14 protein-coding genes are annotated in these 15,569 nt (G+C 60.3%); 10 read left to right on the top strand and 4 right to left on the bottom strand.

The window, feature by feature from the left end; translation table 11 throughout:
- The first annotated feature begins 101 nt into the window (after nt 1-101).
- The 4 genes from PMI31_RS08850 (at nt 102) to PMI31_RS08835 (ending at nt 5,334) form a co-directional block, all read left to right on the top strand.
- A complete protein-coding gene (locus tag PMI31_RS08850) occupies nt 102-818 on the top strand; it encodes an MgtC/SapB family protein (protein WP_008017578.1) in 717 nt (238 codons plus the stop codon).
- A 152-nt stretch (nt 819-970) separates the two neighbouring features.
- A complete protein-coding gene (locus PMI31_RS08845) occupies nt 971-1,372 on the top strand; it encodes a hypothetical protein (protein WP_008017576.1) in 402 nt (133 codons plus the stop codon).
- A gap of 107 nt (nt 1,373-1,479) precedes the next feature.
- On the top strand, nt 1,480-2,106 hold the full coding sequence (locus PMI31_RS08840; protein WP_008017575.1) for a response regulator transcription factor: 627 nt from the start codon (nt 1,480-1,482) through the stop codon (nt 2,104-2,106).
- Complete coding sequence (locus tag PMI31_RS08835; RefSeq protein ID WP_043302297.1) at nt 2,107-5,334, top strand: transporter substrate-binding domain-containing protein; 3,228 nt, start codon at nt 2,107-2,109, stop codon at nt 5,332-5,334.
- Nucleotides 5,335-5,337: 3 nt separating this feature from the next.
- On the opposite strand, the gene dkgB is transcribed toward PMI31_RS08835, so the two are convergent.
- Both dkgB and PMI31_RS08825 read right to left on the bottom strand, forming a co-directional pair.
- Nucleotides 5,338-6,141: a 2,5-didehydrogluconate reductase DkgB gene (gene dkgB, locus PMI31_RS08830; protein ID WP_008017573.1), complete on the bottom strand. Its 804-nt coding sequence runs from the start codon at nt 6,139-6,141 to the stop codon at nt 5,338-5,340.
- 284 nt (nt 6,142-6,425) lie between these two features.
- Entirely contained in the window at nt 6,426-7,334 is a 909-nt protein-coding gene (locus tag PMI31_RS08825; protein ID WP_008017571.1) for a LysR substrate-binding domain-containing protein, read from the bottom strand.
- A 104-nt stretch (nt 7,335-7,438) separates the two neighbouring features.
- Between PMI31_RS08825 and PMI31_RS08820 the strand changes: the two genes are divergently transcribed.
- From PMI31_RS08820 to PMI31_RS08800, 5 genes are all read left to right on the top strand, one after another.
- Nucleotides 7,439-8,305: a pirin family protein gene (locus PMI31_RS08820; RefSeq protein WP_008017569.1), complete on the top strand. Its 867-nt coding sequence runs from the start codon at nt 7,439-7,441 to the stop codon at nt 8,303-8,305.
- Between the two features lie 92 nt (nt 8,306-8,397).
- The gene (locus PMI31_RS08815; RefSeq protein WP_008017568.1) at nt 8,398-9,081 is read left to right on the top strand and encodes an isochorismatase family protein; all 684 of its coding nucleotides are present in this window, start codon (nt 8,398-8,400) and stop codon (nt 9,079-9,081) included.
- A 59-nt stretch (nt 9,082-9,140) separates the two neighbouring features.
- Entirely contained in the window at nt 9,141-9,767 is a 627-nt protein-coding gene (ycaC, locus tag PMI31_RS08810; protein WP_008017567.1) for an isochorismate family cysteine hydrolase YcaC, read from the top strand.
- A 220-nt stretch (nt 9,768-9,987) separates the two neighbouring features.
- Entirely contained in the window at nt 9,988-11,430 is a 1,443-nt protein-coding gene (locus tag PMI31_RS08805) for a mechanosensitive ion channel family protein (protein WP_008017566.1), read from the top strand.
- Nucleotides 11,431-11,584: 154 nt separating this feature from the next.
- Complete coding sequence (locus tag PMI31_RS08800; RefSeq protein ID WP_008017565.1) at nt 11,585-12,025, top strand: carboxymuconolactone decarboxylase family protein; 441 nt, start codon at nt 11,585-11,587, stop codon at nt 12,023-12,025.
- A gap of 12 nt (nt 12,026-12,037) precedes the next feature.
- Here PMI31_RS08800 and PMI31_RS08795 read toward each other — a convergent pair whose 3' ends face one another.
- Entirely contained in the window at nt 12,038-13,630 is a 1,593-nt protein-coding gene (locus PMI31_RS08795) for a DHA2 family efflux MFS transporter permease subunit (protein WP_008017564.1), read from the bottom strand.
- Complete coding sequence (locus PMI31_RS08790) at nt 13,627-14,748, bottom strand: HlyD family secretion protein (protein ID WP_008017563.1); 1,122 nt, start codon at nt 14,746-14,748, stop codon at nt 13,627-13,629. Before PMI31_RS08790 ends, PMI31_RS08795 begins: the two co-directional genes overlap by 4 nt.
- Nucleotides 14,749-15,167: 419 nt before the next feature.
- Between PMI31_RS08790 and PMI31_RS08785 the strand changes: the two genes are divergently transcribed.
- On the top strand, nt 15,168-15,518 hold the full coding sequence (locus tag PMI31_RS08785; protein WP_008017562.1) for a hypothetical protein: 351 nt from the start codon (nt 15,168-15,170) through the stop codon (nt 15,516-15,518).
- Nucleotides 15,519-15,569: the final 51 nt, after the last annotated feature.

Below are 15,569 nucleotides of genomic sequence, written 5' to 3'. Positions count from 1 at the left end.
CGCGATAGCGGTGGGTCAGTTGACATGGATATCGACTGACACTCAGTCATCGCGAGCAGGCTCGCTCCTACAGGGGGCCGTGTTTTTTCAAGGAGCTTCATATGCAAGCCATCAACAACCTCAACCTGACTTCGCTGCTCGACACCCTGGTCAGCCTCGGCGCGGCCTTCATCCTCGGTGGCCTGATCGGTTTCGAGCGTCAGTACCGGCAGCGCACCGCCGGCCTGCGCACCAATGTGCTGGTGGCGGTGGGCGCGGCGATTTTCGTCGACATGGCCAACCGTCTCGGCGGGGCTGAAGGCGCTGTGCGGGTCGTGGCGTATGTGGTCTCCGGCATCGGCTTTCTCGGTGCCGGGGTGATCATGCGCGAGGAGGGCAATGTACGCGGCCTCAATACCGCCGCGACCCTCTGGACCTCGGCGGCAGTCGGTGCCTGCGCCGGTGCCGACCTGCTGGCCGAAGCGTTGCTCGGCACGCTGTTCGTGCTTGCGGCCAACACCTTGCTGCGGCCGATCGTCAACAACATCAACCGTCAGCCGCTGGATGTGATTTCGGCGGAAGTCACCAACATCGTCTATGTCATCGCCCGGCGTACGCAGCAAAAAACCGTGCTGGCCTTGCTCGAAGCCGAGTTGGAGCGCAGCAACTATCCGGCCAGCGATGTCGATGTGCATGCCTTCGGCACGGATGAAATTGAAATCGAAGCCACCCTGGCGACCACCTCGGTCGATGGTGATGAGCTGGATGCGCTGGTGGCACGTATTTCGATGTCGACCCTGGTGGTGCAGGCGTTCTGGAGTCCGAGTACCACGGAGTAAAGACCAGGGCTTCAGGGGGCGAAGCTCGCTTGGGTTTCCCTGGCAAGAGTCAGACTAACCCACATGTATTTAGGAATATTCCTACATAAACCTAGGGTGGTCTTCCGTAGGCTTTGCGACCTCTTGAAACCGACATCCTTTTGGAGGTCACCTTGCCGAACAAATCCTTGCGCATCCTGATCGCCGATACACAGCACTTCAACCGCCTGCGGATCGAGCGGCTGTTCAACCAGCTCGGCTACTTTCGGGTGGCACCGGTGCAGAGTCTCGACGAGCTCCTTCCTCTGGTGGAGTACGGGTGCGCGCCTCTGGATCTGGTGCTCGTCAATGGGGCGATGGCCAACGGTGCGCTGGACCTGTTCAATTTTCTTGCCGACAACCCGCAGGTTCATCACGCACTTATTTTCAATGAACAACAGGCGCCATTGCCGCCAGTCTCAGGCAAAGTCCAGGTCAGCCAGGCCGCTCTGCCTGACCTGGCGTCAATCACGCAGTTGATGAGCGCCGTCGATTGTCGGTTACCGTTCGTCGGAACTGTCATTTCTGTCAGGTAGTTCCTTCCAGCCTTCCATGCCAGAGTCTATGCGCAGCGTTGTGCCCAGCGCTGCGGTGCCTGGAGGGCATTTTTTGCCCGAACGTGTTGTTTTGCACGGGAGTTGTCATGAAGTCAGCATTGATTGTGGAAGATCATCCGGTGGTTCGCTCCATGATCAAACTCGTACTCAAGGGTGAAGGGTTCAAGCAGATTTACGAGGCCTCCCGTGGCGATCAGGTCTTGTCGTTGATCCGGGAGCATCAACCGGATGTCGTGTTGCTTGATCTGGGCCTTCCCGGTGTGGCGGGGCTTGAAGTGATGGAGCGTATCAAGGCCGAAAACACGCGATGTCGCGTGGTGGTGTTCACCTCGCTGGAGGCCCAGTTTTATCAGGACCGCTGCATGCGGGCCGGGGCTGTGGCCTATGTTTCCAAGAGCAAGGACCTGGATGACTTGAAGGCGGCGGTGAATTCGGTGATGTCCGGCTACACCTATTTCGCCCAGATCCCCTCGAGTTCCGTGTCGATGGGGGATTTGCAGCGCAGTGAAAAACAGTTGATCGACAAGCTCTCCAATCGTGAGTTGAGCATTCTGCAGTACCTGGCCCGGGGCTCGAAAAACCTGGAAATCGCCGAGATCATGCACCTGAGCTACAAGACGGTCAGTACCTACAAGACCCGACTCACCCTCAAGCTCAACGTGAGTTCGTCGGTGCACTTGAGGGATTTCGCCCTGCGCAATCATTTGATCTGAATGAACACTCCAAGGCGACTGGCAGGTTGGGTGCTGACTGGCCTGCTTCTATGGGCATCGACAGTCTGTGCGCAACAGTCGCTGACCTTGTTGGGGCGCTCGAGTGTCGAGGGGCTGAGCGTCGGGTGGTCGGAAACCGAGCTGCGCTGGCTTCAGCAAAAAGGCCGATTGGTGCTGGCTGTCTCGGCGCCGGACTATCCCCCCTTCGAGTTCAACACGGCGGGCAAGGTATTCGAAGGCGTGACAGCCGATTACGCCGGGTTGCTCGAACAAATGTTGAACGTTGTCATTGAGGTCCAATGTTATGCGTCGCGGGCCGACGCCGTGCAGGCTATCAAGGACGGGCGAGCGGACCTGCTGGGAACGGCCAATCGATTTGAAGCCGAAGATCCACAATTGCAGATGTCCGGCGCCTACGCGGTCGATCAGCCGGTGCTGGTCACGCGTACCGATTTCCCTCCGGTGCTCGACCCGACACTGGCCGGCAAGCGGTTGGTGATGCTGTATCACTACTTGCCCGAATACAGCGTGCAACAGTTCTATTCCAAGGCGCAGGTCCAGCTGTTTCCCTCGACACTGGCGGCGATGGGCGCCGTGGCGTTCGGCCAGGCCGATGTCTATCTGGGCGATGCGATCAATGCCCATTATCTGATCAGCAGGAACTACCTGAACAACGTGCGCCTGACGGACTTCTCGCCCATGGAATCCGGACGTTTTGCCTTTGCGATGGCCCGCGACAATGTTTCGCTATTGCGCATCGTCAACAAGGCGCTGGCGGCCATCACCCCCCATGAACAAATGAATATCCTGCGTCGTTGGGGGGCAAACGGGGTATCTATCCCGGGTACCGAGTCATTGCAATTGAGCGTGGCCGAACAGCGCTGGCTCGAACGCCACCCGCGGGTGAGGGTGGCGATCAACGAAAACATTCCGCCGATTACCTTCATCGACAGCGAAGGCAAATTTCGCGGTATTGGCGTCGATGTGCTGACGAAAATCAGTTCGCGTACCGGGCTGCAATTTGACATCCGGGGCATGAAGTCGGTGGCCGAAATGATGACCGGCATCACGAGCGGGCAGATCGATGTGCTGGCCGGTATCGGCCTCAGTTCCCAGCGTGAAGACGAACTGCTGTTCACCCGGCCGTTTCTGAGCAGCCCTTCGGTGCTGGTGACCCGCGCGGCCGCGGACAGCCCCAGGACACTGGATGACATGGCGGGAAAAACCCTGGCGCTGACCCAGGGCAACGTTGTCGGCGAGTACATTCGCCAGCATCACCCGCTGATCCGGCCGGTGGATGCACCACTGTCGACGGACGCCATGGAAATGGTCGCCCAGGGCAAGGCCCAGGGCGGCATCAACTCGCTGATCAGCGCCCGTTACCTGATTTCCCGGCAGTATCGCGACCGCCTGCAAGTGACCAGCACCGTGGGCACCGACCCCGCCCGAAGCACCCTGGCAACCAGTCGCGAGGCCACCGAACTGCATTCGATTCTGGACAAGGCGCTATTGAGCATCCCTCCCGAAGAAATTGATGAGCTGACCCAACCCTGGCGCTATGACTCGATGGTCGAGCAGAGTTACTGGCTGCGACACCGGCAGACGATCGTGCAGGCGTTTGCGGTGGCGGGTGTCTTGCTGTTGCTCGCATTGGCCGGGATCGTCTGGCAGCGGCGTCAGATTCGCCAGCGTCAGCAATTGCTCGGGCAATTGCAGGAAGCCAAGGACGCGGCGGACGACGCCAACCGGGCCAAGACCACGTTCCTGGCCACCATGAGCCATGAAATCCGTACGCCGATGAACGCATTGATCGGCATGCTCGAACTGGCGTTGAAACGGGCCGATGAAGGCGTGACCGACCGCGCCGCCATCGAGGTCGCGTCCAACGCCGGGCAGCAATTGCTGGATTTGATCGGCGACATTCTGGACGTCGCCCGAATCGAATCCGGGCATTTGTCGTTGGTACCGGAGCGGGTCAATCTGCACGCGCTGGTGACGTCGGTCTGCCGGGTTTTCGAAGGGCTGGCGATGCAGAAAAATCTGCAGTGGCGGGTCGAGCTCGACGAACACAGTGACCGCGACGTGATGCTCGATCCCACGCGCTTCAAACAAGTGCTGTCCAATCTGCTGAGCAATGCGATCAAGTTCACCCGTGAAGGCCAGGTCAGCCTGACCCTGCGAGTGCAGCCTCAAGCCCCGGCGCATCTCGCCGTCAGCGTACAGATCGAAGACAGCGGCATCGGTATCAGCGCTTTCGACCAGCAACGCCTGTTCAGCCCTTTCGTGCAGGCAGGCAACAGTCAGCAGTCCGCCCGGCAGGGTTCCGGCCTGGGCCTGGTGATCAGTCGTACCCTGTGCGAAACGATGGGCGGCCAGTTGCAGCTCGACAGTGAGCCTGGGCGCGGGACGAGGGTGGACATCAGCCTGGTGCTGCCCGCCCTGCAAGCACTACCCGTGGCGGGGATGTCCCAGGATCAGGCGCAGCTCACGACCCGGGCGTTATCGATTCTGGTGGTCGACGATTATCCGGCCAATCGCCTGTTGCTCTCGCGGCAGCTGAGCTACCTGGGTCATCATGTGGTGCTGGCCGAAGACGGGGCCCAGGGGCTTGAACAGTGGCGCGCAGATGGGTTCGACCTGGTCATTACCGACTGCAACATGCCGGTGCTCAGTGGTTATGAACTGGCGGGCGCGATACGTGAGCAAGAGCGCTTGCAGGGGCTGGCTTCGACGCTGATCCTGGGCTTTACCGCCAATGCGCAGGCCGAGGAGAAGGCCCGGTGTCAGGCGGCGGGCATGGATGATTGCCTGTTCAAACCGATTCGCCTGGTGGATTTGCAGGCGTGGCTGGCACAGCGGTTTTCCAACGCACCCTCAGCGGCAACTGACGACCATGGCTTCGCCGAGTTCGATTTGAGTGGGCTGGAGCGCTATGCGAATTCGGACCGTGAGCTGATCGATCAACTGATGCTCGATCTGGCGCTGACCAATCGCGAGGATCGCGTGCATTTGCTGGCTTTGCACGCCGGCGGCAATCGTCCCGGATTGCAGGAACTGGCGCACCGGATCAAGGGCGGGGCGCTGATGGTGCGAGCGCTTGGCCTGGTCGAGTGTTGCGAACGACTGGAGCGGGCGTGCCATGATGGCCATGCGGCACTGATCGACGACGCCGTCGACCAGTTGCAGCAAGCCATGACCCGCCTGGACCAGAGTATCGGGCAGGATTGAGGCTCAATCCCAGATCGGTGCGATGCCTTTAGGGCTGGTCAACCGATGGCCGCGATCCAGCGTTGCGATCAATGCCATGTCGGCTTCGCTCAAGGTCAGCTCGCGAGCCTTCAAGTTGCTTTCGAGGTTGGCCCGACGAGTGGAAGAGGGGATCACTGCGTAACCCGATTGCATGGCCCAGGCCAGGGTGACCTGAGCCGGCGTCGCTTGCAGGCGTTCGGCGATCTGCTGGATGAGCGGGTCGTTGAGGACTTCACCGTAGGCCAGGGTCATGTATGACGTGATGCCGATTCCCTGGTTCTGCGCGAACGCGACGACGTTGCGGTTTTGCAGGTACGGGTGCAGTTCGATCTGGTTGGTAGCGATGTGCTCGGCACCGATGGCCGCTATCGCTTGTTGCATCAGGTCGATGGTGAAGTTGGACACGCCGATCTGTCGGGTCAGGCCCAGGCGCTTGGCTTCGAGCAGTGCACCCATGAACGTTTCAACCGGTACCTGATCTTCCGGCGACGGCCAGTGGATCAGGGTCAGGTCCAGGTAATCGGTCTGCAGTTTGCGCAGGCTTTCCTTCAGGCTGTCGATCAGGCGATCAGCGGCCAGGTTGGCGACCCAGATCTTGCTGGTGATGAACAGTTCTTCACGGGCAATGCCGCTGGCAGCGATAGCCTCGCCGACGTCGGCTTCGTTCTCGTAGATTTGTGCGGTATCGATCACCCGGTAGCCGAGCGCCAGGCCGGTGCTCACCGAATCGATGACCACCTGGCCTTGCAAGCGAAACGTACCCAGGCCGAAGGCGGGAATGGACATTGATGACTCCAGAGGTTGCAGTGGGAATGGGCGGCAGTATCCGCGCCTGCATCCGTGAGAAAAACCGCTGGAGCGGCAAAGCAATGTTTACCGGAGGTCAAGAATCAGGTCAGACAGATGTATTTTAGGTGTCTGGTCTGGCGCCATCGTCGGAACGCCGCCCGGAGCAAGCCCGCTCCCACAACGATCGGGGTCGTATACAAATGCTGTGGACGCAGTAAATCCCTGTGGGAGCGGGCTTGCCCGCGATGGGGGCGACTCGGTCTAAAGCCTTACCCCCACCCCTAAGCAATATCACTACGGCTGAATTCCTCCCCAAGAAAATCGATCAACGTGCGCACCGACGGCAGCAACCCCCGACGTGAGGGAAAGATCGCATGGATGACTCCGCTTTTCGGTGCCCAGCCCGGTACCAGTTCCACCAGTTGACCGGCGGCAATTTCGTCGCGCACCACCACGCTGGGCAGGTGCACGATGCCGATCCCGGAAACCGCCGCATGGCGCAAGGCCAACAGATCATCGGTGACCATTCTCGGTGCGTGACGAATCATCGCCGTGCTGCCATCGGCGCCGAACAGTTCCCACTGATATTCGCGCTGCGCCGCGCCCCAGTGCAGGCTCGGCAAACCGCTGAGGTCGGCCGGGGAGGCCGGTGTCGACAGGTGCGATAAAAAGGCCGGACTGCCAACCACGCTCTGGGTGCTGTTGCCCAGTACCTTCATCACCATGTCGGTGTTTTCCAGCGGCGGAAAACGTACCCGCAACGCAATATCGAAGCCTTCGTGGATCAGGTCGACCCGGCGGTTGGTGCTCTCGATGAACAACTCCACCAGCGGGTATTTGAGCATGTAGCGGGTCAGCATCGGCCCGACCCAGGAGTTGAGCAACGCCGTCGGGCAACTGACACGCACCAGGCCCTGAGGCTCGGAGCGGTTGCGCTCGATCAGTTCGGCGGCGCTTTCCGCCTCTACCCGCATGGCCAGACAGCGCTGGTAGTAGGCCTGGCCGATTTCCGTCAAAGAGCAATGCCGGCTGGTGCGGTGCAGCAGGCGCACACCCAGCCGCTCTTCGAGTTCGGCAATGCGTCGGCTGAGCTTGGACTTGGGCATGTCCAGTGCCCGGCCCGCCGCCGCGAAACCGTGATGTTCCACCACTTGGGTGAAGTAGTAGAGGGTGTTGAGGTCTTCCACCATCGTTCTCCATATAGAACGCTAAAGCCGATTTTTGCAGTCTAGCGCAGCAAAGGTCACGCTTTTAAGCTTTGTCCATGGCTTCACTCACCTCACCAGGAGACACCATGAAAAACATCATCGGTATCTACACCAGTCCACGGACCCATTGGGTTGGCGACGGTTTTCCGGTTCGCACGCTGTTTTCCTACGACAACCTGGGCAAACACATCAGCCCGTTCCTGATGCTGGATCATGCCGGCCCCGCTGAATTCACCCCGACCACCGAACGACGTGGCGTTGGTCAGCATCCGCATCGTGGCTTCGAAACCGTGACTATCGTTTACAAGGGCGAACTGGAGCATCGGGACTCCACCGGCAGTGGCGGCAAGATCGGCCCCGGTGACGTGCAATGGATGACCGCCGCCTCGGGCATCCTGCATGAAGAATTCCACTCCGAAGGATTCGCCAGGAGCGGTGGCACCCTGGAAATGGTGCAACTGTGGGTCAACCTGCCGGCCAGGGACAAGATGGCCGACCCCGGCTACCAGACGATCCTCGACCGCGACATCCCGAGCATCGCCTTGCCGGACAAAGCCGGCAGCCTGCGCCTGATCGCCGGTGAGTTCGACGGCCGCCAGGGCCCGGCGCGCACCTTCACCCCGGTCGACCTGTGGGACATCCGTTTGAATGCCGGCAAGTTGCTCACCCTGGATCTGCATGAAGGGCGCAACACCGCACTGGTGGTTTTACGTGGCACGGTTCAGGTCAATGGCCTGGAGTCGGTGCGCCAGGGGCAATTGGCTCTGTTCGATCGCAAGGGTGATCAGCTGACCCTCGAAGCCAGCGAAGACGTGGTGGTGCTGTTGCTTAGCGGCGAGCCGATCGATGAGCCGATCGTCGGTCACGGGCCGTTCGTGATGAACACCGAGCAGGAAATCCACCAGGCCTTCGCCGACTTCCAGTCCGGTCGCTTCGGCCGGATGCACGCTTAACCCGTTTCGTTTCAACAACCCGCTCTACACAGGATGCGTAGGCCGATCCAAGGCCAGGGATGGCTGTTGCCTGAAAGAAAGAGGAAACGCATATGAACACTGTCAATGCTGCCAACTTCGATGGCCAGAAACCCACCATCGACCCCAACGACGCCGCGATGCTGTTGATCGATCACCAGAGCGGACTGTTCCAGATCGTCAAGGACATGGACGTACCACAACTGCGCGCCAACGCCATTGCCCTGGCCAAGGCCGCGACCCTGCTGAAGATGCCGGTGATCACCACGGCTTCCGTTCCACAAGGACCGAACGGACCGTTGATTCCGGAAATCCACCAGGCCGCGCCCCATGCGCAATATGTGGCGCGCAAGGGTGAAATCAACGCCTGGGACAACCCGGAGTTTCACGCGGCGGTCGAGGCCACCGGCAAGAAAACCCTGGTGATTGCCGGCACTTTGACCAGCGTGTGCCTGGCGTTCCCGTCCATCGCCGCCGTGCATGAAGGCTACAAGGTGTTCGCCGTAGTCGACGCCTCCGGCAATCACTCGAAACTGGCCACTGATCTGACCGTTGCCCGTTTGGCCCAGGCCGGGGTGGTGCCGATCGACATCATGGCTACGCTCTCTGAGCTGCAAGGCTCGTGGAACCGTCCGGATGCCGAGCAGTGGGCCGCTGTCTACGCCCAGGCCATGCCGCATTATCAATTGCTGATCGAGAGTTACCTCAAGGCTCAGCAAGTGGCGAACGAACACGAAGTGCTGGACTCCCGGCGCTAACCGGTTACCCCCCCACGCCGATTTTCACTCGGCATCGATAACACGCGAGGATTACTGCAATGACCACTTCCTACAAGCGTCTCGACAAGGACAACGCCGCGGTTTTGATGGTTGATCATCAGGCGGGACTGCTGTCACTGGTGCGCGACATCGATCCGGATCGTTTCAAGAACAACGTGCTGGCCCTGGCCGATCTGGCCAAGTACTTCAAGTTGCCAACCATCCTCACCACCAGCTTCGAAACCGGCCCCAACGGCCCGCTGGTGCCCGAGCTCAAGGCACTCTTTCCGGACGCGCCGTACATCGCTCGTCCTGGCCAGATCAATGCGTGGGACAACGAGGATTTCGTCAAGGCGATCAAGGCCACCGGCAAGAAACAACTGATCATCGCCGGCGTAGTGACCGAAGTCTGCGTGGCGTTCCCGGCCCTCTCGGCGCTGGCCGAAGGCTTTGACGTGTTCGTGGTCACCGACGCGTCCGGCACCTTCAATGAGCTGACCCGTGAATCGGCGTGGAGCCGTATGACCGCTCAGGGCGCGCAACTGATGACCTGGTTCGGCCTGGCCTGTGAGCTGCACCGCGACTGGCGCAACGACATCGAAGGGTTGGGCACACTGTTCTCCAACCATATTCCGGATTACCGCAACCTGATGACCAGCTACAGCACGCTGGCCAACAGCAAGTAACTTCGGCATCACTCATCCCCCCTGTGGGAGCGGGCTTGCCCGCGATGCTATCGATCAGTCGCTGCAATGTTGACTGTCAGATCGCCATCGCGGGCAAGCCCGCTCCCACAGGTTTTTCAGTGTGTCCAGCCAGATACGCTCATCCAGCGAAATCAATTGCTCCTACACTATGGCCAATCCATGCGATCTTCGCGTTATTGACCCTGGCTGGAGTTGCTTGATGCTGTCATTGCTCACTGAACACCCACTGATCTGCGCAATGGCGCTGATCCTGATCGATCTTGGGTTGTGGTACTTGCTCAGCGCCGTTGGCAGTGGCTGGAGGCAGCTGGTGCGGGTGGTGATTTTTTCGTTGTTCAGCCTCCTGCTGTTCAATGAAGGCCTGAATCCGATGGAGCCACCGCCCTGGGCCGACAACGTACCCTTGCATCTGGCAGCCACCGGTTTGCAGATCGGCTGGTGGCTGTTCGGCGCGCGGACCCTGACCGTGCTGATCGGCGCGGTGATGATGCAGCGGGTCGGGCATACCGGGCGGTTGCTCCAGGATTTGCTCGGCGCGGTGATTTTCCTGATCGCGATCATTGCCGCCCTGGCCTATGTACTCGATCTGCCGGTCAAGGGTGTGCTGGCGACGTCCGGTGCGTTGGCGATCATTGTCGGTCTGGCCTTGCAAAGTACCCTCAGTGACGTGTTTTCCGGGATCGTCCTCAACACCACCAAACCCTACCAACTGGATGACTACATATCCATCGATGGCATGGAGGGCAAGGTGACCGACATCGACTGGCGCGCCACACGCCTGCAAACCTCCCAGGGCTGCATGGCCGTGATTCCCAACTCGTTGGCGGCCAAGGCCAAGATCATCAATTTCAGCAGGCCGAGCGACATGTTCGGTATCTCCGTCTCCCTGGAAGTGAGCCCCCACGCGAGGCCGAACACGGTGATCGATGCCTTGGAGCGGGCCATTCAAGGTTGTCGTGCGTTGCTCGATACACCGTCGCCAAACGTCGGCCTGAAAACCGCCAGCAACACCGGAGCGGTCTACGAAATCAGCGGTTTTGTCGCGTCGATGGACGAGAAACGTTCAGTGCGCAACCAGCTGTACGACCTGGCCTATCGGCACTTGCAGGCATCCGGGGTCAATTTGTTGTCGAGCGTGGAGCCCAGCCCGCCGATCCACTCGACACGCAAACGGGCATTGCTGGATAGCTCGCCGATTTTCTCCACCCTGCGTCAGGAAGAGAAAGACACGTTCAGCCAGAACATGACTCTGCAAACCTTTCGCGCCGGGGAGGTGATCCTGGAGGCGGGGGAGGTCAGCGATCACTTGTTCATTATCGAATCCGGCGTGATCTCGGTGACCTTGATGCGTCACGGAGCGCCATACGAATCCGGACGCATGGGGCCGGGGGAGGTGTTCGGCGAGGCGGGTATTCTCACCGACAGTGCGCTGCCTGCGCAGTTTACCGCCAAGACATTCTGTGGCCTGTACCGCATCGAAAAGTCATACCTCAAGCCGTGCCTGGATGCCCGTCACGATATCAACGAAACAATGAAAGCCTTGCTCGATTACCGGCTGCAAAAAGCGAAAACCCTGACTCAGGACCTGCCGGTGGTGGCGGAGAAAAAGGGCTTCCTGCGATGGTTGCGCAATCGGGTGTGAATGGCCGCTGCGCGGATCGCGAGCAGTTCTCAAATAGCACTTTCCTTCAAGTAGCCACCGCCAGTGGCCTCCTCGACTTCTGAAATATTGGCTATTTGTGTAAACCGGCCGCGGGACTAACGTAGTGACACACCCACTTGCCCTGGAGCACGCCATGAAACCCCGTATCGATTTCTACACTGCCTCGCCTGACGCCCTCAAAGCGATGATCGCGTTGGAAACAGCGGTTTCGAAATTGCCGCTGGAAAAAAACCTGATCGAACTGGTCAAGCTGCGTGCCTCGCAAATCAACGGCTGCGCCTTCTGCATCGACATGCACACCGCCGATGCGATCAAGGGCGGTGAAACCCCGCGCCGCCTGTTCGCCGTGACAGCCTGGCGCGAAGCACCGTTCTTCACCGAGCGCGAACGCGCTGCGCTACTCTGGACCGAATCCCTGACCCAGCTCAGCCTGACCCATGCTCCGGATGAAGACTACGAAGTGGTCAGCGCCCAGTTCTCGCCCAAGGAAATGGTCGACCTGACCGTGGCCATCAGCACCATCAACAGTTGGAACCGTCTGGCCGTAGGTTTTCGCAAAACGCCTCAGGCCTGACTCGCACAAGCATCAATGCGCATCGGCACTCGGTGCGGCCGGTGGTTGCACCTTGCGCATCAAGGGCACCATCGCCGTGGCGATGATGAAACAGGCCATGATCATCAAAAACGCGTCGCCGTAGGTTTGGGTCTGGGCTTCGCGGTAGGTCAACAACCATAGCTGATGCAGGCTGGCGGTGACCCCGGCGTCACCGCTCTGGCCGAGGGCGGCGAAGTTGTTGCCGACCTGGGACAGCCATTGGTTGAGCGCCTCGTTGGTGCTGTTGAGGTTCTCCGCCAACCGGGTGAAATGCAGGTTGGTGCGGTCATTGAGAATGGTCGCGCAGGCGGCGATGCCGATAGCCCCACCCAGGTTGCGCATCAGATTGAACAACCCTGATGCATGTTTAAGCCTTGCTGGTGCCAGGCCGCCAAGGGTCAGCGTCACGGCGGGCGGTACCGCCAGTTGCTGGGCAATTCCGCGAAAGGCTTGCGGCAGCATCAATTCTTTGGCCCCCCAGTCATGGGTGATCGGGCTGAAATCCCACATCGACAAGGCGAACAGCCCCAGGCCGGTCATCATGATCCAGCGCAGATCGACGCGGTTGGCGAGAAAGGCATACAGCGGAATCGCCATGATCTGGAACACCCCGGTGGAGAAAACCGCCAGGCCAATGTCCAGCGCACCGTAGCCCCGCACCCGGCCGAGGAACAGTGGCGTCAGGTAAATCGTGGCGAACAGGCCGATGCCGGTAACGAACGAGAAGAAGCAGCCAAGGGCGAAGTTGCGATCCTTCAAGGCGCGCAAATCGACAATCGGATTGGCCACGTGCAAGGTGCGGCCGATAAAAGCCAGCCCGGCCAGGCCACTGATCCATGCGGTGGTCAGAATCGTGCGGTCGCTGAACCAGTTCCAGCGCGGGCCTTCTTCGAGGGTGTATTCCAGGCAGCCGAGGAACAGCGCCAGGAATACCATGCTCAGATAATCCGCGCCCTTGAGCAGCGACAGTTCCGGCTGGTCAATTTTCACCAGCATCGGCACGGCCACGGCGACAAAGATGCCGGGGACCAGGTTGATGTAGAACAGCCAGTGCCAGGACGAGATGTCGGTGATCCAGCCACCGATCACCGGCCCCAGGGTCGGTGCCAGGGACGCCACCGCGCCGATGGTCGCGGCAGCGATGACTCGTTGCTTGCCGTTGAAGAACACGAAGGCCGTGGTGAACACCATCGGGATCATCGAACCGCCCAGAAAGCCTTGCAGGGCGCGGAAGGCGATCATGCTCTGGATGTTCCAGGCCACGCCACACAGCAGGCTGGTCAGGGTGAAGCCCACCGCCGACGCACAAAACAGCCAGCGCGTGGAAAACACCCGGGAGAGCCAGCCCGACAGCGGGATCACGATGATTTCGGCGATCAGGTAACTGGTCTGTACCCACGCGGTTTCATCGGTGCCGGCGGAGAGCCCGCCGCCGATGTCCCGCAACGAAGCCGAGACAATCTGGATATCCAGCAGCGCAATGAACATGCCGATGCACATGCTGGCGAAGGCGAAGACCTTGGTCGCCGTGGCCATGTTCGCGGCATTGAACGGCTGCGCCGGGGCGGTGAGGGCGCGGCTCATGGCGCGCTGGCCACGACTGGCGCTTCAGGCTCCTTGCGCGTGTCCACTTCAGCGGTGACCGACAACCCCGGACGCAGGTGACCGAGCACACTGTCGGCCGGGTCGAGGTGAATGCGCACCGGCACCCGCTGCACGATCTTGGTGAAGTTGCCGGTGGCGTTTTCCGGCGGCAACACACTGAATTGCGAGCCGCTGGCGGGGGCGAGGCTGTCCAGGTGACCGTGGAACTCCTGACCCGACAGCACGTCGGCATGGATCACCACCCGTTGACCCGGCAGCATGCGCGCCAGTTGGTCTTCCTTGAAGTTGGCATCGACCCACAGACCGCTGGTCGGCACCACCGAGAGCAATTGCGAGCCGGCCTGGGCATAGGCGCCAACCCGTGCCCGACGATTGCCGATCACACCGTCAACCGGTGCCCTCAGTTCGGTGTAGCCGACATTCAATTGCGCCAGATCGCGCTCGGCCTTGGCCTGGATCAAGGCGGCCCGGGCCTGTTGTTTCTGGGTGTCGATCACATTCAACTGGCGTTGCGCGGCCAGCAATTCAGCCTGGGCGCGGTTGCTTTGGGCCTGGGCCGTCTTGAACGTGGTATTGGCGCGCTGGGCGCTTTCCACCGAGACGGCGTTGGTGATCACCAGTTTTTTGTAGCGGGCATCGTCATCGCGCGAGCGGGCGGCTTCGGCACCGGCGGCATCGATGCCGGCGCGGGCCTGGCCGATGACGGCCTGTTGCAGTTGTTCGGTGGCGTCGAGGTTGGCCAGCAAGGCTTCCTGGGCGGCCACTGCGCCTTCGGCCTTGGCCAGGTTGGCACGGTAGTCGCGCGAATCGAGACGGATCAGCACATCGCCTGCCTTGACCTTCTGGTTGTCGGTCACCAGCACTTCGTCGATATAGCCCGCCACTTTCGGCCCGATCACCGTTACGTCGCCGCCGATGTAAGCGTCGTCGGTTTCCTCGATGAAACGCCCGGCGCTCCACCAATGCGCGCCATACACACCGGCCAAAACCAGTGCCGCGATACCCACGGTGGGCAGCAGCAGGCGTTTGAGCAGGGGAGGTTTGGCGGCAGTCACCGGGGCAGCCAGGTCGGGTTCAACGGTGGGCATGCTGGTCATGGAGAATTACCTGTTGGAGCGGTGGTCATTTATGATGGTTGTAATATGACGTATGTAATATTTTGTGGCAAATGGTTTTTGCTGCCGGTCGTCAGGTGGTTTGTTCCTAGAGGATCAGATGGCGAAGCGTTGCAGGACAGTCCGCTTTCGCGGGCAAGCCCGCTTGTGTCTTGACCAGGGGGCAGAGAGGTGGGTGGTTTGATGGAAAGCGACCAGTTGCGGGGGAAAACATCAAGGTACTCCGAGGCTGCAATCTTTTGACCTGGAGCAAGTCATTGTGACTTCGACGTAGTCATACTGACTCTATTTTGCTGTGGTCAGTATGACACTCGTAAGATTAACCTATTGATATAAAACGATTATTTAAGTGGCATGCTTTGTGATTTGGATATGGCGTTGACTCGAAGAAGGAATTTGCCATGTCTCACTCCATTCCCCTCGGATTCACGCTCTGCCTGTTGCTTTCCCCCCTGTGCATGGCCGACCAGGTCGTGCGCGAAGTGCCTGATACCACCGCCGGCAAAGGTTACGGTGCCCTGACCGGTTTGATGGTGGGCGCAGTGGGTGGGCCTGTTGGCGCATTGGTCGGTGCTGGCGCCGGTTTTTTTGCCGGCGGTTCGATTCAGCAAGCTGCTGGTCTCACGGAAACTGCGTATGAAGTGAAGGACGCCCAAGGCGAAATCAGCACCGTGCGCTCACCCAACGCCCGCTTCGAGCCGGGTCAGCAGGTGGCGCGCAAGGGGCCGCGGCTGGTGCCGCAGGGCAGCTGACGTTTCACACTACCTTTTCAGGGGGTTCCCGTTTTGGCGGGCAGACGAGCC

It is taken from the genome of Pseudomonas sp. GM55, assembly GCF_000282395.1.
In the GTDB taxonomy this organism is placed as follows: domain Bacteria; phylum Pseudomonadota; class Gammaproteobacteria; order Pseudomonadales; family Pseudomonadaceae; genus Aquipseudomonas; species Aquipseudomonas fluorescens_CC.
The sequence above is the reverse complement of the archived record's forward strand: the minus strand, read 5'-3'. Positions and strand labels throughout refer to the sequence as shown.